This is a genomic window from Hymenobacter ginkgonis, assembly GCF_009755225.1.
In the GTDB taxonomy this organism is placed as follows: domain Bacteria; phylum Bacteroidota; class Bacteroidia; order Cytophagales; family Hymenobacteraceae; genus Hymenobacter; species Hymenobacter ginkgonis.
In genome coordinates this window covers 959519-979479 of the sequence record NZ_WQKZ01000003.1, presented here as the reverse complement: position 1 = coordinate 979479, position 19961 = coordinate 959519, and the positions used below count along the sequence as shown (strand labels likewise).

General features: G+C 57.4%; 24 protein-coding genes. 7 read left to right on the top strand and 17 right to left on the bottom strand.

Going from position 1 to position 19961, the window contains the following annotated elements; genetic code table 11:
* Positions 1-39: 39 nt before the first annotated feature.
* The 9 genes from GO988_RS15480 to GO988_RS15440 form a co-directional block, all read right to left on the bottom strand.
* Entirely contained in the window at positions 40-1026 is a 987-nt protein-coding gene (locus GO988_RS15480) for a hypothetical protein (protein ID WP_157567036.1), read from the bottom strand.
* A 74-nt stretch (positions 1027-1100) separates the two neighbouring features.
* Entirely contained in the window at positions 1101-2438 is a 1338-nt protein-coding gene (locus GO988_RS15475; protein ID WP_198172789.1) for a S49 family peptidase, read from the bottom strand.
* Between the two features lie 120 nt (positions 2439-2558).
* Positions 2559-4163, bottom strand: coding sequence for a glycine-rich domain-containing protein (locus tag GO988_RS15470; protein ID WP_157567026.1), 1605 nt, complete (start codon positions 4161-4163; stop codon positions 2559-2561).
* The gene (locus GO988_RS15465) at positions 4153-5127 is read right to left on the bottom strand and encodes a hypothetical protein (RefSeq protein ID WP_157567024.1); all 975 of its coding nucleotides are present in this window, start codon (positions 5125-5127) and stop codon (positions 4153-4155) included. Before GO988_RS15465 ends, GO988_RS15470 begins: the two co-directional genes overlap by 11 nt.
* A complete protein-coding gene (locus GO988_RS15460; protein WP_157567022.1) occupies positions 5127-5786 on the bottom strand; it encodes a hypothetical protein in 660 nt (219 codons plus the stop codon). The genes GO988_RS15465 and GO988_RS15460 overlap by 1 nt, the downstream gene beginning before the upstream one ends.
* Positions 5773-6450 (bottom strand): hypothetical protein, encoded by a 678-nt coding sequence (locus tag GO988_RS15455; RefSeq protein ID WP_157567020.1) that lies wholly within the window; start codon positions 6448-6450, stop codon positions 5773-5775. Before GO988_RS15455 ends, GO988_RS15460 begins: the two co-directional genes overlap by 14 nt.
* Positions 6451-6682: 232 nt before the next feature.
* Positions 6683-7045, bottom strand: coding sequence for a hypothetical protein (locus GO988_RS15450; RefSeq protein ID WP_157567018.1), 363 nt, complete (start codon positions 7043-7045; stop codon positions 6683-6685).
* Positions 7045-7290 (bottom strand): hypothetical protein, encoded by a 246-nt coding sequence (locus GO988_RS15445; protein ID WP_157567016.1) that lies wholly within the window; start codon positions 7288-7290, stop codon positions 7045-7047. Before GO988_RS15445 ends, GO988_RS15450 begins: the two co-directional genes overlap by 1 nt.
* 45 nt (positions 7291-7335) lie before the next feature.
* Positions 7336-8688, bottom strand: coding sequence for a hypothetical protein (locus GO988_RS15440; protein ID WP_157567014.1), 1353 nt, complete (start codon positions 8686-8688; stop codon positions 7336-7338).
* A gap of 251 nt (positions 8689-8939) precedes the next feature.
* On the opposite strand from GO988_RS15440, the gene GO988_RS15435 reads away from it, so the two are divergent.
* Entirely contained in the window at positions 8940-9077 is a 138-nt protein-coding gene (locus GO988_RS15435) for a hypothetical protein (RefSeq protein WP_157567012.1), read from the top strand.
* A gap of 16 nt (positions 9078-9093) precedes the next feature.
* Here the strand turns inward: GO988_RS15435 and GO988_RS15430 are convergent, their stop codons facing one another.
* The gene (locus tag GO988_RS15430; RefSeq protein WP_157567010.1) at positions 9094-9384 is read right to left on the bottom strand and encodes a hypothetical protein; all 291 of its coding nucleotides are present in this window, start codon (positions 9382-9384) and stop codon (positions 9094-9096) included.
* 25 nt (positions 9385-9409) lie between these two features.
* Positions 9410-9841 (bottom strand): hypothetical protein, encoded by a 432-nt coding sequence (locus tag GO988_RS15425; RefSeq protein ID WP_157567008.1) that lies wholly within the window; start codon positions 9839-9841, stop codon positions 9410-9412.
* 130 nt (positions 9842-9971) lie between these two features.
* Between GO988_RS15425 and GO988_RS15420 the strand changes: the two genes are divergently transcribed.
* Positions 9972-10340: a hypothetical protein gene (locus GO988_RS15420; RefSeq protein ID WP_157567006.1), complete on the top strand. Its 369-nt coding sequence runs from the start codon at positions 9972-9974 to the stop codon at positions 10338-10340.
* Here GO988_RS15420 and GO988_RS15415 read toward each other — a convergent pair.
* The 5 genes from GO988_RS15415 to GO988_RS15395 form a co-directional block, all read right to left on the bottom strand.
* A complete protein-coding gene (locus GO988_RS15415; protein ID WP_157567004.1) occupies positions 10337-10651 on the bottom strand; it encodes a hypothetical protein in 315 nt (104 codons plus the stop codon). The genes GO988_RS15420 and GO988_RS15415 overlap by 4 nt on opposite strands.
* A gap of 69 nt (positions 10652-10720) precedes the next feature.
* The gene (locus GO988_RS15410; RefSeq protein WP_157567002.1) at positions 10721-10981 is read right to left on the bottom strand and encodes a hypothetical protein; all 261 of its coding nucleotides are present in this window, start codon (positions 10979-10981) and stop codon (positions 10721-10723) included.
* Positions 10982-11032: 51 nt separating this feature from the next.
* Positions 11033-11521 (bottom strand): hypothetical protein, encoded by a 489-nt coding sequence (locus GO988_RS15405; protein WP_157567000.1) that lies wholly within the window; start codon positions 11519-11521, stop codon positions 11033-11035.
* Between the two features lie 20 nt (positions 11522-11541).
* A complete protein-coding gene (locus GO988_RS15400; protein ID WP_157566998.1) occupies positions 11542-11907 on the bottom strand; it encodes a hypothetical protein in 366 nt (121 codons plus the stop codon).
* Positions 11907-12149: a hypothetical protein gene (locus GO988_RS15395; RefSeq protein ID WP_157566996.1), complete on the bottom strand. Its 243-nt coding sequence runs from the start codon at positions 12147-12149 to the stop codon at positions 11907-11909. The genes GO988_RS15400 and GO988_RS15395 overlap by 1 nt, the downstream gene beginning before the upstream one ends.
* Positions 12150-12285: 136 nt before the next feature.
* On the opposite strand from GO988_RS15395, the gene GO988_RS15390 reads away from it, so the two are divergent.
* From GO988_RS15390 to GO988_RS15380, 3 genes are all read left to right on the top strand, one after another.
* Positions 12286-12774, top strand: coding sequence for a helix-turn-helix domain-containing protein (locus GO988_RS15390; protein ID WP_157566994.1), 489 nt, complete (start codon positions 12286-12288; stop codon positions 12772-12774).
* A 3-nt stretch (positions 12775-12777) separates the two neighbouring features.
* On the top strand, positions 12778-13809 hold the full coding sequence (locus GO988_RS15385) for a DUF4365 domain-containing protein (RefSeq protein WP_157566992.1): 1032 nt from the start codon (positions 12778-12780) through the stop codon (positions 13807-13809).
* A gap of 953 nt (positions 13810-14762) precedes the next feature.
* A complete protein-coding gene (locus GO988_RS15380) occupies positions 14763-15092 on the top strand; it encodes a hypothetical protein (RefSeq protein ID WP_157566990.1) in 330 nt (109 codons plus the stop codon).
* Here the strand turns inward: GO988_RS15380 and GO988_RS15375 are convergent.
* Positions 15082-15264, bottom strand: coding sequence for a hypothetical protein (locus GO988_RS15375; protein WP_157566988.1), 183 nt, complete (start codon positions 15262-15264; stop codon positions 15082-15084). The genes GO988_RS15380 and GO988_RS15375 overlap by 11 nt on opposite strands.
* A gap of 115 nt (positions 15265-15379) precedes the next feature.
* On the opposite strand from GO988_RS15375, the gene GO988_RS15370 reads away from it, so the two are divergent.
* Together GO988_RS15370 and GO988_RS15365 are read left to right on the top strand one after the other, a co-directional pair.
* The gene (locus tag GO988_RS15370; RefSeq protein WP_157566986.1) at positions 15380-18241 is read left to right on the top strand and encodes a TrlF family AAA-like ATPase; all 2862 of its coding nucleotides are present in this window, start codon (positions 15380-15382) and stop codon (positions 18239-18241) included.
* 331 nt (positions 18242-18572) lie between these two features.
* Positions 18573-19943 carry a hypothetical protein gene (locus GO988_RS15365; RefSeq protein ID WP_157566984.1) on the top strand — a complete coding sequence of 457 codons (1371 nt, stop codon included), beginning with the start codon at positions 18573-18575 and terminating at the stop codon, positions 19941-19943.
* Positions 19944-19961: the final 18 nt, after the last annotated feature.

Sequence of the window (19961 nt, the reverse complement as noted above, 5' to 3'; positions counted from 1 at the left end):
CCCCTTTGCAGGAGCCGGCTGAGAAGCAGGGGGGCTGGCTTAGGCGTCCAGGTCCTGGTCGTTGGTGAAAATGGCCTGGGGGATGAGGAAGCCGACGCCCTTGTAGAAGTCGGTGAACAGCTTCACCTTGCGGTCCACACTCTCCACCTGGAACTGGCCCATGTTCTGGGTCTTTTTCGCCAGGCGGATCGCGTTGTCGGCGGGCGTCATCCAGATTTTGGGCGAGTCGCCCATTGAGGGCAGTCCGATCACGCGCTGCCGGCTGTGCTGAATGGCCACCGACGTAGTCAGGGGGTCATTGCCGTCCGGCGTAGCCGTCACCACCGGGGTCGTGGCCAGGTTGTATTTGGCATCGCGGCCGATGGCATAGCGCAGGGCCAGGTCCTCGTTCATGGACATGAACATGGGCACGTTGCGGTAGCGCTTGAGGGTGCCGTGGGCGAAGGCCTCCACGTACTCGCAGAAGGCTTTCGGGTCGGTCGGGATGGCCCCGAGCACCACCGGCGTCGTGCGGCCGGCCGTGATGAAACCGTTGATCTGGGTGCGGATGCCGTCCATCGCGGTGCCAGCGGCGCCAGGCGTCGTGCCGTTGGGCTCGACGCGCTTGCCCAGGTAGATTTCGTTGAGTTCGTAATCCTCCTGAATCTGGGGCAAGGCGTGCACCTCAATGAACCAGCGCACGAAGGGCCACTCCGTCCGGTTGAGGCTGTCGCCCGCCAAAAAGCCCAACCAGGTTGCCTCCAAATCGTCCGGCGTTTCCTCCAGGTCCGCCTTCATTTTGAACTGCTTGATGACGATAGGCAGCGCTTCGAGCGCGCCCAGCGGCGTCCAGTTCTTGTGGAAGGGTTGCAGGATGCGGCCCAGCCGGGTCTGCGAGGCCTGGTAGAGCGTATCGTCCGACACGCGGGGGACGAAGAGTTGCTCGGTGACAGCCGGGCGAAACAACAGGCGAACCAGGCGCGTGGCGTTCTGGCCGTTGTTGAGGTAATAGGCGCCGAATTCGGCGATAATGGCTGCGATAGTCATTAGCTAGCGATAGAAAAATAAATAGGTGATAAGCTGATAATTAGCCGAGCGTCTAGCTCCTCAACTGCTGGCTTTTAGTTGTTGAAGAGGGGGTTGTTGTCGAGGGCCTGGTTGTGGGGCAGCTGGGCGATAAGCTTCTGATTGGCATCCGCCTCCTTGTCCACGTCGGTGGCCCCGGCCACCAGGGTCGGGTCGGTGTGGGCCGCCCCAGGGCCTTTGTCGTAGAGGTCGGCCTTCAGCTTGAAGGCATCGCGCTGGCTTACCAGGGCCGCGATGTCGGTGACACCAGCTGCCGCCAGCGCATCGGTGAAGCCTCTGGCCGTAGCCTCGGCCGTGTCGGCACGGCCAGCGCGCGCGCTCAGGTCGCTGTAGGCAGCCTCGGCAATGAGTTGGGCGCCGGTCACGCCGGCCGCCGTTAGCTCACCATTGGCGGCCGTGAGCTGCTCGGGGGTGATGGTTTCGGCCGTGACCAGGGCGTGCGCAGCAGCGCCCAAAACCAGCTTTTTCGCAAAAAGGGACATGTGATTTTTAGAAGATGAAAGGGAAGAATCAATAGAATCGGCCTCGGTGGCCAGCTGCTCGGCCAGGGCGACCGCCTCGTCCAGGCTGCCCATCAGGTCGGCCAGGCCGTTGCTGAGGTTAGCCTCCCCGACGAAGACCATCCCACTGGTGACCAGCTCCAGCTGCTTGGCCGGAATCTTGTCGCCGCGGTTGGTGGTCACGGTGCTCAGGAACACCTCGTTAAGCGGGTCGAGGATTTCCGCGCGCAGCGGCTCAGGATCGCCGTCGATGGCGGCCTGGTAGGAGGCGTTTTTGTTGACAGACTTGGAGGCGTTGACGGTTACCGTCTTGATGCCCAGTTGCTCGAAGTAGCCCGTAAAGTCCAGGAACTCGGCCATCGTGCCGATCGAGCCGCACATGGCCGTCTTGCCGGCCAGCATCACCACGTTGCCGCCACTAGCGCTCCAGTAGCCAGCGGAGCAGGCCTGCTGCACCAAGGAGACGAAGGGCTTTTGGGTGCCGGCGATGACGTTCGCAAAGTCCTCCAGGCCCATTGTGCTGCCGCCAGGCGTGTTGAACACCCCGACGTGGCCGATGAAGCTGGGGTGGGCGTCGGCCTGCTGCACACGCAGACCGATCGTGCCGGTGCCAACCGCGTAGTAGGAGTCGAAGGGCATCATGACGCCCGCGATGGTGTGCACGGCGATCGAGCCGGCGGGCACCTCGTCGAGCGACGAGTAGCGCGTGACGCCCAGGGCCGCGGCGTGCGGGGTAAAGGCCGAGAAGCCCAGCTGCATGACCTCGCGCTCCGGCTCACTGGCGCCGCCCGTTTTGCCAGCTAGCAACTGGGCAATTTGCGCGTAGAGCACCTGCACCCCCTGGCCTTCCAACAGGACGGGGGCTTGCAGCATAGAGGTGAGTGTGGGGTAAGTCAGCATCGATAGCGGGTAAGAATCGATGCAAAGCTGGCCGGCGCCTCAGCCCACAAAAAGGACATCAAAAAGCCCCGCCGGGTGAGGCGGGGCCTTCGCTTAGAAGTAAGTGTAGACGAGCACGAGGCCGTCACCGCCCTTGCCGCCGTTGCCCGCTGGCCCCGGCTGGCCCATGATGCCCCCGGCCCCTCCCCCGCCCCCGCCCCCGGGAAAACCGCCCTTGCCGCCGATGCCGGCGGTGTAGTCCCAACTGGCATTGCCCACAGCCCCACCCCCGCCCCCGTTAGCGCCCAGCCCGGCGCGGGCGGGCAGATCGGCGGCACTGGTGCCATTGGCGCTGGCGTGCGCCTGGCCCCCCAGGGCGGGCGTGGTTTGGCCCAGCAGCATCCCGCCGCTGCTCACCCCGCCGCTGCCGCCGTTGCCACCCTGGCCAGTGCCGTCCGTGGCGGCACCGCCCCCACCCCCCGCGGCGCTGCCGGCGCCGAACTCGTCCACCTGCTGCGGGGCCCCGTCGTAGGCGTTGCTCTGGTTGGCCCCGCCGCCGCCACCGGTGCCGCCGGGCGCGGTACCGCGGGCGGGCATCGTTTGGGCCGAGTATACTTGCTTGAGGGCCCCCACCCCGGGATTACCCCCGAAGGCCCGCAAAAAGGTGCCGAACTGCGAAATGCCCCCTTCCGCCCCGAAAGAGCCGGGTGCCGCTACGTTGCTATTAGTTGGCCCAGCGCCGCCAACGCCGCCAGCCCCTACCGCAATTTCGACGGTGGCCGGCAACAGGGCCGCATCAATCGTGCGCTCGCTGCGCGCGCCCCCACCCCCACCGCCGCCCCCCGTTTCGGACCCGTTGCCGTCCATGCAGCCCGAGCCGCCCCCGGCGCCACCGCCGATGGCAATGACGCGCACGAGCTTGGCACCGGCCGGCTTCGTCCAGGTCGCCGAGGCGGTGAATACCTGCACCGTCGTTGTGCCACCCGCCGCAGCGGGAGCCGCCCCCCCTACGCCGCGCGCATCCGTGACGATGCCCCCGGCCGGCATGGTGTAGGTGCCGTTGGCGTTCTTCGTGCCGGCAGCCAGGAAGTTATCAGGCACCTGCGTGCCGGCCCCGAGCGTAATGTCGCCGCTGATCTTAAAATCCCCGCTCAGCACGCAGGCACTGTAGATACCCCGGGTTAACTCGCTCTGATTGAAGCGGGTGTTGAAGGCCACCACCGCGCCGAACTTGGCGTTGGTAAAGGCGCCGTCGTAGCAGTAGCCGCAGTTCACGACCACCGGACTCTGCGGCGTGCCCGCCACGCTAGTGGCATTGCCGCGCAGAATGCTGGCGCTCACCGAAAGGCCGGCAGCAGGCGTTTCCTTGTTGAGAATCAGCGTACTGGCGCTGCCCACCGCCGCGTAGGCGCCCAGCGACTCGTACACCTGTGCCACGCCGGCGCCACTAAGGGCAATGACGTTGCCACCAACGCCGGGCGCGGCTACTTTTAGCTTCAGGCCCGCATCGCTCGTGTCGCTCAGCCACTGGTATTCTAGGCCCGCTACATTCACCGTGCGCGACTTGCGGGCCGGCACCGGCACGGCGGCGCAGGCCTCGGCTGCCGTGGCGTAGGGCGTACCATCGCGGTGGGCGTAGTAGGCGTCGGCTGGTCCACCGAGGGAGTTGACGTAGCCACCGGGCAAGGTGGTACCGATGTCCTGCGGGCTAAGTGCCATAAGTAAAGAGGTGGCGCGCCGACGTCGCGTAGGGGGTGGCCGCCGTATAGAGGTAAAGGGTATAGTTATAAGGGGTTCCGCTAGGGTCTTGCACGCTGAGCGTGCCCTGAGAGGCATAAGCGGCCGTGACGTTGGCCGACTGGTTATCGACGTCCGTGACGTTGAGCAGCTGGTAGCCGGGGGGTAGGGCAATAGCAAACCGGGTTGCGCTGGTGCCGGTGGTGAGCTGGCCGACGTGGCCGACGTTCGTGAGCTGCGACTGGGGTAAGGCCCGCACCGTTGCCGAGTCGGCCGGCGCCGCGGCAGTGGCCCCGAAGAATAACTTGTTGTACCCGATGAGCAGCACCTGGTTGCTAGGCAAGTCAGTTTCGGCCGCCTGGGGAGCGTCGGGGTTACGCACGGCTGGCGGGCGCGTGTCAGCCTGGTTGGCCGGGGGCACGAGCTTGGCATCGCCGGCACCGTAGCTGACGAAGGCCTGGAACACGAGGCTGCCGAGCACGCGCACGACGTTGGAGTTGCGCACAAACGGCGAACTGGTGCCACCTGAGCTGATTTGGGCGCCGTTCTTAACGATGCGAATGGCCGTGAGCGCGCCGGCATCGCGCTGGTAAAAGTTAGCCGTGAGCGTGTTGGCCACTGACTCCCCTACTTCCCCATCCTGGTCAGCCGATTGGGCTAGGCTCAGGCCTGCAGTAGCGTAGGTGGGGTAGATAGCCTCGACGAGCACGCGCCGAAAGAAGGCATCGTCGAACGGGGTGCCAGCCGCGATGAGGTCGCCGGACTGGAGCGTGCCCATCGTTTTGCCGTTGGAGAGGCTCACGATTAGGTCCGTTTGCGCCGTGGCGCCCCCGCCCAGGGCCGCGACGTCGTCCTTGAACTCGCGCAGGTCCTTCTCCTTGATTTTGAAGTCGTCGTTATCCTGGAAACGCGCGTTCCACTTCTGCTTAAAAAAGGCTGCGGTCATTATACTATCTGATAATCAAGTCCAAATCCGGAGCGCAGCACCACGCTCTTGCCGGCCGGCACTCTGGCCAGTAGCCGGCCCTTTTCAGTGCGCAGTTCGACCAGGCCGCCCGAAGTGCCCAGCTGCAGGCCGCTTTGCAGGCCGCGCTCACTGACCTCCCAGGTGCCCAGGTAGGGCCGGGCGCGCCGGGGCGTTTCGCCGGCCAGCGTCCAGTCGTAGTTGTTGCGCTGGTTCGGGTCCTGGCCCGAGTCGTAGCTGTCGGTCCAGGCCAGGGGCTGCTCGGGCGTGCCCACCAGCTGCACGTGTCCGTTGAAGTCGCGGTAGAGCACCACTAGGGGTTGGCCCTCGAGTGCTTCCAAGCCTTTAGCCAGGTCGGGCGTGTGGCGGGCCAGCACGCCGACGAGCTTCTGCGTTTGGCTCGTGCCGTGGCGGCCGAGGTCCTTGGGGGTCTGCTTGTAGCGCACCGTGCCGCGGGTGCTCACCAGCTGGTACCAGTAGGCGCCGGGCTGGAGCGTGAGCTGGTCGATGACCAGCTCGCCCTCGGCGGGGAAGTCAACCAGGTCGCTGGCCAAGGCGTACCAGAGCGCCTCGATGCCGCCGGTGTTTTCGTCCGGGGGCTGCGCCACGTTGCGCAGTTGGTAGGCGCTAGCGGGCAGCATGGAAGAATTCGGTCTCGAACAGGTGCAGAGGCAGCTTCATAAGCTCTTGACGCACAGCTAAAAAGGTGTCCTTTTGGGACAAAACGCCTGTTTTTTGGGACACTTTACCCTTTTTTTGGGACAAACCGCCCGTTTTTTGGGACAGATTCATCGGAAAATCGCCCGTTTTAGCCGCCTTTTTTTTGCTGGGCCCGAGGCCGGCGTTGCGCTGCACGGCTTTGCGCAGGGTCTCGTAGGCCACGTCGTCCTCCGTGAGGTCGTAGAACACCATGAACGAGCGGATGGCGTCCTTGATGGTGGAGCCGCGCGCCCGGTGCTCGCGCACCCACCAGTAGAGCGTGTCCTTGAAATTGTCGTCGACAAAGTCGTTGAACTGAAACACCACGTAGCTCGTGAGCTTGCCGCGCAGCAGGTCGTAGTAGGCGGCGTTGAAATTGCGCAGATCCACCCCCAGCACGGCCGTGCACTCCTCGCTGCTGCCCTCGTGGCGGGCGCTCTTGGCGGGCTTGCGCAGCAGCTGGTTAAGGGCAAAGCCAAAGCGGTTGGTTTTGGAAAGCAAATAGTCTTCCACCAAGATGGGCGAGTCCTGCAGGCGTTGGAGTTTGAGGTGCACCTGCAGGTATTTGAGCAGGTGCGGCTTAATGGGAAAGTCGATGCGTTTCACGGCGGGCGCGGGCTTAGGCTGCTCAAACCTAGCGTTAGGGGCGGGCGGGCAAAAGGACGGGGAAGCAGTAGAAAGCCGGGAAGTGCGTAAAGAAGAAGGCATGCAGAAAAGCGGGCACAGACGAGCGGTTTTGTAAATATACCGTGAACTATACCTGTTTACCAAGTATGCTGAATGGTCCCGCTAAAACTTTGTCTACCAGCCTTAAGCTCGGCTATTACTCCTGCCCTACCTAGCGCTTATCAAAGTCCACGTAGCGCGTCAGATTCAGGCTCACCCGCTGGATTTCGCCCCACGCCCCGCCGGCGGCCGGGGCCTGCTCCCAGATGAGCAGCAGCGCCGCCACTTCCTCGTAGCGCAAACTCAGGCGCCAGGGCCGGCGCGGGCGCTCGCCTACGTGGTGCTGCTCGACCCAGTGGCGGGCCAGCAGCCGGCCGCGCACCCGGTAGAGCGGGCCGAAGCTGAGCACCAGGGCCAGCGTCGGCCGGGCCGGGGGCTCGAGCTGCCGGCACAGCACCCACTCGATGGCCTGGGCCAGCTGCCCGGCCTCGCCCCAGGGCAAGTGGATGCGCTGGTCGAGGTGGGGCAGGCGCATTACGACCAGGTCCCGTTTTTAAAGCGCCGAATCTCCTCGCCCGTGTGCTGGTCGTAGAGCAGCGCCACCTTGATGCTGGGGGCGGTTTTAGCCACGTAGCGGTCGTGGCGCTTGATTTCCACGGCGCGCGGGTCAGCCGCCAGGCGGCCCTCGGGCAGATTATTGCGCCCGTACCAGGTGCGCACGCCCCCGTCGAAGTAGTAGACGAGCAGCTTCGTGTGGGCCTTGGCAATGAATTGCTGCACGGAGGCAGAGCGGGGGGAAGTAGTAGCAATGGGAGGGAAAAGGAATTAGGTGGTAGCAATCGCAGTAAAGGCAATACGGTGCGGGCTCGGCACGCCCGGCTGGGCGACCTGGGCGTAGTAGCGCTGCAGCGCGTCCGGGCCGTAGGCTTTGAGCTTGGCTTCGTGGTAGCGGAAGAGCTGCAGGCTGCTCAGGACCTGGGTGCGCTTCGGGGCCAGGCCCAGGCGGTGGGCCTTCAGGGCCCGGCGGGCCGTGAGCAGGGCGCGGGTGATGTTGCGCTGGCGCTGGTTGGCCTCCTGGCGGGCCAGCCAGGCCTCGGTGCCCACAAAGCCGCGGCTGTTCTCGGCGTCGAAGTAGCCGCTGCCCGTCACGAACTCGGCAAAGGGGCTGGGCGCGAACTTGTTGGGGTAGCGCTGGAAGTAGGCCGCCGCCAAATCGATGCGCTGCAGCACCTGGTCGTGGTAGCGCTGCCACTGCTCGGGGGTTAGGACCGGCCCGAAGCCCCGGTATACCCCGTACCAGATGGCCCGCATGGCTTTTTGCTGCTCGGTTTCGTCGAAGGCGCAGCTCGGGTAGAGCCGCTTCCAGGCGTAGTGCCAGGCCTGGGCCGTGAGCGCCAGGCGCTCGGCCTGCAGCTGGGCCGCGGCCGCAGTGCCCCCGGCCGGCGCCAGGGGCGCCGCCCGCCCCCCCTGCCCTGCTTTCGTCGCCTGGCGGGGCGCTACAGGCGGCGTGGGGGCCGGTTTTGCCCCTGCCTGCGGCCCTGTGTTGCCAGTCAAGGCACCCGCGCCGCCAGTGGCCTCGGGGGTTACTAACTTATCCACCTGGGCAATTTCTATTTCCTTATTATCCTGTTTTTCCAGTGATACAATAAGCGGAAGATTTGTCGCCGAGGCGGGCGCTGGCGCCGCCGGGGCGGCCTGAGCATTTTTGGGCTTAAATGGACTATTAGAGGTTTTATTGGCAGTTTTCCAGACGAACTCGGCGTTGAGGTAAACCTCGAAATTGGCCTTTGTACCGCGGAAGACTTTGCGGGCGATGAACCCGATTTTTTGCAATTCGCGCAAATGGTCCCGAATGGCCCGGGACGAGACTTGGCGAAAGGCGGCGAGCTGCTCGTTGTTGGTGGCCACCGGGGGCGGCGTGGGCCGCGCGTCGGTGGCGGGCTCCAGCAGCAGGGGCACGCGGCGCAGCTGCTCCACGGCGTCGATGGCCCAGACGAGTAGCACGCGGGCCGTAGCCTGGGCGCCGTCGGAGAGGGCCTTGGGGCGCACCAGGTACTGCTCTGTTTTGCCCCGCACGGTGCGGGTGCGCACCACCAGCGGCATCTGGGCGCGCAGGGTCTTGAGAAACTGGGCTAACCGGCTGTAGGCGGAGCGCAGGGTGTAGGGAAGCGGCAACAAGCTGGAAGGGGGCTGTTGAGGTTAAAAAAAGAAAAAAGATGACCGGGGGCGGTATGGACGCCAAAATCCACCCCCGGTCGAACCTGCGTGCAGGCCCTGTGCTCCCCGGCCGGCGTCGAGCCGGCATGGCGGGTGGCCGGGGCCCCTAAGCGGACCGGAATCCCTTAGGGGCCGCACCACCGCACGTCTTCGTTAGACGAAGGGGAAATAATTACTTGCGGAAAGCTTACTGCGGCTCCCCTACCCGCTTCGTGGGGATTGCTTTGCTGGCCAGCGGGCGAGCAGCGGGCGGCAACTCGGAAAGGGGCCGCAGCACGACCTCCACGCCCAGGCGGCTGAGTTCTTGGAAGGCGCAGGCCAGCTTCGTGCTGACCGATGCGGACGAATAGACGTTGACGCGCGGCATTAGCTGATGGGAATTAATTCGTTGTGGTCGTACTGCTGCGAGGCTAGGCGCAGGCGCGGAGCCCGCGCGTCGTCCTGCATTTCGTTCAGGCGCACCTGGTGCACCTTGCGGATGGTGAGCAGCCGGGCCATCTTGTCCAAGCAGTCCTCGTGGACGGTGGAGCGGGGCTCCAATTGGCGCAGCTGCAGCGCCTGCACGGTAACGGCGACCGAGTACAGGCCCAGGGCCTCCTGGTGCTCGGCCACGGTCAGCTGGGCAAACTCGTCGCCGGTGAGGGTTTCAATCGACATAAAAAGGGAATTGACTGGTAAAGACTTAGGAGGCCAGGCGCAGCCCGGGCGGCTCGCCGTTCGCGACTGGCGGGGCCGGCACCGGGGCCACGGTGCCAGGCTTGGGTGGGGCCGCCGTGGGCGGGGGCAGCGTGGCCAGCTCGAAGCGCAGCCCCCGCTCGTAGGCGACCACCGCGGCCCAGGGGATGCGGGCCTCGGAGTTGAAGTAGAAGGCCTGCAGGCGAATGTTCTGGGCCGCGTTCTGGGGGTCGTGTGGGTCCGGCTTGCCCACCTTGAGCCAGCGGCGCACCGTGCCGGGGTCCACGCTGAGCACCTCGGCGAGCGCTTGGACGCTGTAGAGCACTACGTCGCTGGCGGCCGGTGCCGCGGCGGCCGCCGCGGGGGCTTCGACGCGGGCGAGCAGGGCCCGAAACCAGTGGTCGAGGTAGCCCACGGTGGGCAGGTCGGCAGCGGTCATAAAAAAGTGCTAGAAATTGAACGAAAAATAAACTTTTAGTAAGCTCGTCTTGAACGGCACTCTGGTACAATTCTTAACCTGGGCCGGGCGCACCCACCGTTGGGTGTACTTTCCCGCCCCTTTCCTGCCCATGTGCCCTACTTTCTCCTGCTGCCACCCCCGGCGCGCGAGTTTGCTGAGTACCCAGCTCCACTGCCTGGTGCGCCTGCTGCTGGCCAGCGGCACCCCGGAGCTGCGCCCGGAACCGGCCGGCCTGTCGGCCCGACTCGATGCCCTCTGGCTCCGCACCCATGGCCTGATGCAGACGAGCTACTGCGTGTCGGCGGCGCGGGCCCGCGAGCTGACGGAGAACGCCCTCTCGGCCCTGCTGAGCCAGGAGTGCTGCTGCCAGGCCGTGCGGGAGCGCTTGCCCCTGGGCCAGGCCCTGGGCCGGACGCGGGTCCTGTACCGGGCGGCGCGCCGGCAACGGGCCGCCAAACGAGCGTTGGCTGCGCATTAGGCCGCTTTTTGTAGGCTGAACTCGCGCCGGCAGTCCGTCCAGTCAATTTCCTGAATGCCGGCCGGCAGCTCCGCCACGAGCAGCACTTCCTGGTCTAGGCACCCTTCTTCCTGCGCCGTGCGCAGGGCGGGCGGCATGGTGCCCTGCACGTACACCCGTAGGTGCCCGGCCTGGTAGCAGTAGCCCAAAATGGGCTGCGGCTGGGGGACGGGCACCACGGCGTCGCCGGGGACGAAGGCGGACACGCGCACCCGCTTGCCGGTGCGGGCATCGGTGAGCGAAACACGGGGAAACTGCAGGTGCTTGGGCATAAGGGAAGGAGCGAGAAGGGTGAGAGAGGGATGAGTAGAAAGAAGCAAAAGGCGTAGATTCAGAAGAGTTTAGGCTACCTGGCTGGCCTTACCTGTCACCCCCAGCCCGCCACTGTAGCGGTGGCGGCGGCGGGCCTCCCCACTGAGCACTAGTGGCGCTTCCTCGCGAAAGCGCGGGTGCTGGGCGGCGATTTCGTGCAGGCGGCGCTCCAGCTCCGGCAGGGGGGTAAGCATTACGAGCTGCGGGCTTAGGTGCTGGTGCAGCAGCTCGTGCAAATCGCGGATGCAGGGCTTAGCGAGCGGCAAGTCGGGGGTAGTATTCAGGTGCATGGCAGAGAAGCGATTAGGTGTGTGAAAGACTGATTAGAGACGATGAGGGGCCTACTCCCCTCCTACCGCGGGCAGGCGCTCGGTGGGGCGGCCGTAGCCGGCGCGCACTTCCACGTAGCACTGAGCCGGGTCGGCGGCCCAGCAGACCCACATCGTGGTTTTCCAAGGAAAGCCCGTCACGCCAGCTTCCTGGGCCACCTCGCGCAGCAGGCCCTCGGGCCCGTAGTCCACGCTGAGCACCAGCGAGTAGGCTCTGGCTGGCACTGGCTCGCGCCAAAGCCGCGTGACTACTAGTTCGCGGAGCAGCTGCTCGAAGCCCTCCAACCGGCTGGGCTCGGGCCGGGGCGTGCGCAGCGCGGCCATGCTGGCCATGAGCTGGGCGGTTTCGCCGGCGCGGCTATGGTCGCCGTTGTCGAAGTCGCTCAGGTAGCCGTGGCCTTCGAGGCGCTTGCGCCACCAGGCAGCGGCTTGCTGAGCCAGGCCTTGCAAGAGGGCTTGGCGCTCGGGGGTGCAGGAGACAGTGAGGGAATTTTCGGGCATGGGTGTGCTGAAAAAGAAGGTTACAGGGCCGGATGAGGCAGGGTGGCCAGGGTGCGAGCATTGGCGTAGCGCACGTTACCGAGTAGTAGCCGGCGCACGTCGCGAAGCCGGCGCACGCGCTGGGCGGTGAACAGGACGTCGTAGCGCGCCTCACCGGGCTGGTACACCTGCAGCCGACAGGTAGCGTCGGGACTAGTGCCCGCCACCCAGTCGTAGGTAAACTGGAAGTGTTCGCCGCGGCTGCCCGTCCAGTGCGCCACCAGCACGGTGTATTGGTGGTGCTCAGTGGCCGTAAAGCCTTGCGTGCGCAGCCAGGCGGCAATGGGCTGTGCCAGGTTGCGCAGGGCGTTAGGGGCCGGCGTGTGGTAAGGAGCGCGCGCTTCCATCACGCCAGCAGCGGGGCGGGCGTGGGAGCCGGCAGCAGCTCGGCCGGAATCTGGTACTTGGGCAGACCCACGCGCACCAGCGCCACCAGGTGCCCCAGGTGATGCGAGCGCCCAATGCGCACGTTGTTGAGCATCGAGGCTGACGACTTGTAGTCGTCTCGAATCAGCGCGTCGATGGCGCTAGTGGGTAGGTCCTCGATGACAATGGACAGCAACCGCAGGTACTTCTGGCGCTCGGTCATAGCTCATGTTTGGCACAATTCACCTGGCAGTTGCTTTCTTGCAGCCACTCAGTACTGTACACGCCACAAACATACGGGTATTCTTCCTGATAGTGCTTCCTAATCAGGAATAAAACATTGATAAAACTTCCTAATTATGTCGGAAACGACTATTAATCAGCGCCTAAATTTTCTGCTTAAAGAACTAGGAATGAAGGCGGGCAGCTTTGCACGTGCCCTAGAATTGAGCGAAACAACAGTTCGTAATTATATCGACCGAACAGCTAAACCTAGCTCAGAAGTATTAGAAAAGATTTCCAACACTTTCAGGCAGGTGAATCTGGTATGGCTCATCACAGGTAGAGAAGAGCCTTTTATAAGCGATGATGAAGGCTCGGTGACTCAGACTAATATTTCTGGGGACAGAAATAATGTAGCGAGCGGCAAAAACGGCAAGGCTATCCAGAAAAACGATGGCCTCTCCGACTGCGAGAAGGAGCGCGACATCTTAAAAGCGCAACTCGATAAGACCCAGCAACAGGTAGAGCATCTGCAAGCCCAACTAGCTACGAAGGATGCGCTTATTGCCTCGAAGGAGGAGACTATTGATCTGCTTAAGGCTGCGTTTAATCGACCTAACACCTAACTAATGGATGATTCTTACAAGGCACGGAGGAAAAGACGTGTCATCCAACATATTATGGAGGATGGCTCTTATGATGTAATCAAAAAGCATCTCCCTAAAGAGTGGGTCATTAGGCCATTTAACCAGCCCGATTATGGGATAGACTTAGTTATTGAACTATTTGACAAAATAGATGAGCGATATTCCGAGACGTTGGGAGAGTTTATCTATGTGCAAGTCAAATCAGTCACTGATTTAGAGGAAACGCCAGAAAAAATATATCCAGTTGGCAATGTGGCAAAAGCAGAATGGAGAGAAAACAGGTCTGAGCACATAGAAATACCTGTGATAAAATATCCTTTTGACACAAACTCCATCTATACTATCCAGACTTGGGGAGCAAGTGTATCAGTCTTACTACTTGTAGTCAACATTACAACTGAAGATGCCTACTTCATTTGCATGAACGATTACATTGATAAACTCCTCTTACCCAAGACTCCTGATTACGAGAAACAAGCCTCAGTAACAGTTACTATCCCAGCTTATAATAATCTAAAAGACAAAGAAGTCACCCAAGCAGCCTTTGGATTTTATGGCAAACGAGCAAAGCTGCTAGCCGCTTTTTCTAAGTTCTTCTATCAGAAGAATGAGATTGCACACATATTCCAATTCAAAACGTGGCCTGTTCACACATACAGGGAGCAACTAGAGCACGCAAGAGCTGACACTGATGGATCTACAATAGATGGAAAAACGATAGATGATATACTGCTACTGTTTATAAATCAAATTGAGTATTTGGATATTTGGGAGTATTCTGCTTGGAAACCATTGGCTGATAGCAAGGCGGAGTTACTTGCATTAAAAAGCAATCTGTTGCACCCAAAGCCTGATGAAAAAGCTGAGGTCCTTTTTGGTGAGATACTTATGACTTGGCACCACTTGACGAATCTCGCAAGCATGTATGAGGAGATTTGCCGTGAATGGTATCTACCAAAAATGCTTAGTCTACTCTGCTCATATCCTACTAGCCCTGATATAAAAAAGTCTTAGTATTGCTTTATCAGTTAGCACCTCCTCCGTTCGCCTATATTAGTCCTGATACATGGCTACTTCGTCACAAAAACAGTCTAATCCTAAAGAGCGATCGAAAGAGGAAGAGCGCTTATTACTACTTAGCGCATCACTGAATTAGTTGAATTAGAGTCAGACCGGGGAGTGATTCTCATTCTCGGTGCATACCTAGACGAGATATTAGGCATACTCATCACTGGGGCCTGCGTATCCGACACGTTAGCTGCTGGCATATTGAAGCATGGGCAACCAGCTGGCACCCTTCACGCTCGCCTACTCCTAGCTCAAGCGCTCGGTCTGCGGGGCTTTGATGTACTATTTGACTCCACAACCACTGCCGACCAAGTAGAAGAACTTAGCATCCTGTTTCTCGAACCGCTACCTAATCGTAGCTCAGTCGCCGTGCGGCGCAGCTTTATCGAATCGGCCCGCAACGTTGCCTCGCGCCTTCTACTTCGCAGAACAGATATCAAGCGGCCAACTCTTCCAAAGTCAACCCAAGAGACAATTGCCGAAGCCCTTGCGCTTGAGGGAAACCCTACACTCAGCACTCTCATTGAAGAGTTACGCAAATTTAAAGATAGCCCAGAGGGAAAGGCGCAGTACCAAAACATCGTTCACATGACAAGTAGGCTATTTCTGAATGCTCAAGACTCTTCGGTCGGCAACGGCTTGCCCCAGAGATGTTATTGCTGCAGCAGATATATTGTCTCGCCACACTGCTAATTTCTTTGCTCCTGCCAACGAGAACCAATAGGGCTAACTTCCCAAGCTAAAGGCCTTTGCTGATATCAGCAAGGGCCTTTTTGTTATGAAACTAAACAGCAAAAAATAGCTAATTGAATAAGTAAAGAATCTTTACTTAGTACTGTACTGTATATTCACTCGCACTTTTGCTAATTGTCCCTTCCAATCATTTTTCCGTCTTATAAATGTCTCTGTTTTCTATATTTCGCAGTTCTCATTCTAGCGATGAAGTCCCAAGTTCACCGGAGTCGGTAGCACCAGAACAAACTGAGGAGGTGCCAGCCTGGGTCATGAGCAAGGAGGAATACGATGACCTAAGAAGCATGCTGAAAAAGACGCTCAAAAATCTTGACGTCGTCGACCACAATGTACGGCTGGTCATATCAAGGCTCGAAACGTTGCAAGATGATATGGGCGTGAGCATTCGCAACGAGCTTATCATAGGACGTGACCAAGATGAGTTGATAAAGGATGTTAGGCAAATTAAGCATACGGTCAATAGCCTCAGTAAATAACCTTTTCCCACACTTCCACATGCACCTCCCCTGCCCTGTCGTCTAGGGAGTAGGTGCACGGAGGGGTAAGCTTTACTATCAAGCCAGCTTGCTGAGCTTTAACCAGTTCTAGTTGTAATTCCTCCACTAGGCGCTTAATAGTCGCGGCTACTTGTTGCTTGTCATTGGACATGTCCTTCAAAGAAAATTGACTTAATATATCATTGTTTACCAGCTATTTGCAAAAACACAAATAGTATTCTCGTCTTACAAAACACCTTTCTTGAACCCATTCTGCATTAACTATAATGAAAAAATCACAAGGTTCCACCTGGAAAAAATGGGATTTACATTTTCATACACCCGCGTCTTTCGATTATAAAAATAAGAGTATTACCAACGAGGAAATTATCCAAACACTACAAAAAAATGAGATAGCTGCTGTCGCTATAACAGATCATCACACAATGGATGTTGCTCGTATTAGAGAGCTACAGCAGCTAGGTAAAGCAGTAGATATTACCATCTTCCCAGGTATTGAACTCCGTTCAGATAAAGGTGGATCAGATTCTATTCATTTTATTGGTATTTTTCCAGAAGATTGTAATCTCGACCACGTCTGGACGAAGCTTAGTATAACACCTGCTGACATTGCAGCCAAGGGTGGGGATGAAGGGTTCTTTTGCTTATTCGAGCCTATCTGCGCTGTCATTCACCAACTCGGCGGCCTAGTATCTATTCATGCAGGAAAAAAATCTAATAGTGTAGAAAGCATAACTAGCGCCTTAAGTCATAAAATGGCGCAAAAACGTGACATGGTTGACCACATTGATATCTATGAAATTGGTCAAACCAGTGATATTGAAATGTATGAGCAAAAAGTGTTTCCTCACCTTTCCAAGCGACTACCATTAATACTTTGCTCAGACAACCACGATATACGTAATTATTCTATAAAAGCACCTTTATGGATTAAAGCTGATAATACATTCGAGGGACTAAAGCAAATAATCCATGAGACAGATAGAGTATTTGTAGGTGAAACACCAGAGATTCTAAGACGGGTTAAAAACAATCCCACTAAATACATTAAGACTATTAAAGTCTCCAGAATTTCTGATGCTAAGACTAAGGAAAAATGGTTTGAGAACATAAGCATCGATATCAATTCTGAATTAGTAACTATTATTGGAAATAAAGGCCATGGGAAAAGCGCTTTACTGGATATTGTAGCCTTACTAGGCAATGTAAAGGGGACAGATAAGTATTCCTTTCTAACCAATGCGCGATTTAAAAGAAACAATAAAGCGAGCAATTTTAAGGCCGAGATCATTTGGCACGACGGCAATGGGCAAGAAAGGCCATTAGACTATACACCTGACAATAGCTCAATCGAACGAGTCAAATACATACCACAACAATTCTTAGAAAAACTTTGCAATGAACAAGAGGCTGAATTCCTGAGTGAATTGAAAAAGGTTATTTTCTCTCACATTCCGGATGAATTAAGACAAAATACTGTTACTATTGATGAATTACTTAGTAATAAGTCAGAAATTTTATTAGGAGATATTGAAACGATTAAACTGAAACTAAACCATGTGAATACCACTATAGTCTCGCTCGAAAAAAAGACTTCTGGCGAACACATTCAAAGTTTACGAAATTTACTGACTAACAAGAAACAAGAACTATTAGCTGTTGAGGCACTAATGCCTGAAGAGGTACTAGACCCAGCTCTTAGCAATGATACATCAGCAACAGCTGCTATTAGTGCTAAAATAACGGAAATCATTGATCGTATTAGTGACATAAACCACAAGATTTTTCAACAACAACAAAGCAGAAAGAGAAATAACACCATCTTAGGGAATTTACAAAAAATGCTCCAAGAAGTAGATAGCTTTGTTACTCTTTATGAAAACCACAAGACGAATTTTGCCAAGCTTTTACAAGGAACATCCATGTCCTTTGAACAGTTAATTCATATAACTACTAACAAAGAACCTATAAAAGCTGAAATACTTAAGCTGAAGCAAAATAACACGGGGATAGAAGCCTCCCTTGATGTACATGGAGAGCCAAGCTTACTAGCCCAGTTAAATCTACTTCAAGCAGAAAAGAACCGATTAGAGCAATTGCTCGATGCTCCATCAAAGGCTTATCAACAATACTTAACTGATTACCTAGCTTGGCGAAGCAGGATTGATAAAATACAAGGTCATGCCACGCAAGATGGCACTATTACCTATTATGAGGAACAGGTAAGATATATTGAAGAAGAACTGCGAATAGAAATTGATGCGAAAAGAGCAGAGCGCTTAGAAGTGGCAAAAGAAATTTTTAACATAAAACTCAAGCTTACCGAAATATACTCAGAGCTTTATCAGCCTGTAACGTTATTCATGGACAAGTACAGGGATATTTTAAAAAATTATCCTATATCCTTGAATGTTTCTTTAAAACAAAAGGACCTAGAAGCTGAATTCTTTAGCTTCGTTACACATAGTGCTAAAGGCAGCTTTTGTGGTAGAGAAACTGGACAAGAACAGCTCAAAAGCATTTTAAGAAATTGTGATTTTAGTACTTTTGTAGGCTGTCAATCCTTTTTAGATGCAGCAGTCAGTAATCTTGAATTTGATACTCGGCCTGATTTAAATAATGCACCTCGAGAAATTCACAGTCAAATTCGGATAGCTAAAGAAACTGCCTTTTATAATTTTCTTTTCGAGTTAGATTATTTAGAGCCCACCTATGCACTAATGTTAGCTGACAAGGATATTTCTCAGCTTTCTCCTGGGGAAAAAGGTGCTTTGCTATTAATTTTTTATCTAACACTAGATAAGGCAGATACTCCTTTGCTCATAGACCAGCCAGAGGAAAATCTGGATAACCAGAGTGTATATGAGATTCTTGTTCCTTTTATTAAAAAAGCAAAATTAAATAGGCAGATAATAATAGTTACTCATAATCCTAATATTGCCGTAGTATGTGATTCTGAACAGGTAATAAGCACATCAATAGATAAATTCGATGGAAATAAGGTTGAGATTATAAGCGGGGCTATTGAGAATTCGGTCATTAACGGTAGAATCGTTAAAGTACTAGAGGGTACTATGCCTGCTTTTGCAATGAGAAGTAATAAATACTCATCTATTGTAAATACCTAGTGCTTTACAATTCGTGACTTTTCCGAAATTATCATAGCAAAGCGCTCCTGCTGACATAGGTAGAAGCGCTTTGCTTTGTATAGTACTCCCCACTGTTTGGTAGCTTTGTGTTATGACCGACCGCAGTTCCCAATTCTCCCTATTTGAGGAAACGACTCGCCTAAGTTCGTAGATACTTTCACTTCCTTATTAATTTGAACCGCTAGCACTCTTAGCAGCACGATGTAGCCGCCTAAGCGGTCCACTTAACCAATGTAACTTTGCCATGGCTAGACAACTTAGAGGTTCATGATTCTCCTACTTCCGAGATACCAAGCTACCTTACCAACCAATGGAAGTAACCCGCCAGCTCCTCACTGAGCGGGTCAGTAAGAAAGGTCTGGCCCGCATTCAACTCACCTTCTGCTGGGACAACCTGCGCTTACGTTTAGCTTCCGGCCAGAAGTGCCTCCCAAAAGACTGGGATGACAAACGCGAGCGGGTCAAAGCCAAGCCCGGCACCTACCTCGACGACATCAACACGGTGCTCAACCGCTATGCGGACGCGGCCACCAGCGCCGCGCACGAGGCCAAGATGAGTGGCCGCCGACTCGACAAGCCGGCCATGAAAGCCGAAATCGAATACCGCTTCGCCCGGCTCACGGCCGGTCCCGCCGCGGAGCTACCTCCCCCACCCTCGCTGGCCGCGCCCACGTTTATGCAGCACTTCCAGCGCTGGATCGACGCCGAGGCCACCAAGGTATCCGTGCGCACGGGCCGGCGCTTGAGCCGCGACGTCATCCACTCCCACAACCAGCTGCGCGACGAGCTGGGCCGGTTCCAGCTAGCCACCGGCGCCGGGCTAAGTCTGCACGGCATCGACCCGGCCTTCTACGACCAGTTTCGCAACTACGTGCTCGGCTCAGCCGGCCGCTCGCCGCGCACCTTCAACGGCTTTCTCAAGCAGCTGCGCCAGTTCCTATTCTGGGCCGAGGAACAGGACTTGCCCGTCAACCCCCGTTTCCGGCGCGTGTTGCGCCTGGTGCCCGGCTACGTGGGCGTGGAGGCCCTCACAGCCCCCGAGCTGCTGGCAGTGGCCGCGCTCGACCTGGGCAGCCCCGCCGCCCTGGAGCTGGTGCGCCAAAGCTTCCCCTTGACCTACGAGCGGCGCTCGCTCACGCACGAAGAGCACCGCGACCGGCTCGAGTACACCCGCGATAAGTTTTTGCTCTGCGCCTACACCGGTCTGCGCCTCTCGGATGCCGATAAGCTGGCGCCCCACCACGTGCAGGGCGAACTCTTGCGCATGCGCGCGGGCAAAACCGAGATTATTTGCCGGGTGCCCCTGCTCGACGACGACGTATTTAAGCCCGTAGCCCTGCTGGCCAAGTACGCCCCACTAGGCCTCGATACTTATTTGCCCTGGGTGCGCGACCCCTGGAAGTACTTGCCCCTGCTGCAGCAGCTCCTGGGCTTCACGCGCCTGCCCCTGGGCATGCACATTGGCCGCAAGACGTTTGCTACTCTTAAGATTTACCAGGGCGTGCCGCGCTCGCAGGTGATGATGGCCACTGGCCACCAGACGGAGGCCAACTTCAACCGTTACCTGGGCATCAACGAGCACGAGCTAGTCGAGTCCTACCGGCGCACGGCCCGCACGGGGGAACCCGCTACCAAAAGGGTGGCAGAAAAGGGTGGCAAATCCGTGAAAAACGTGGCCTAGCCTGGCCTGCTGTGGCCG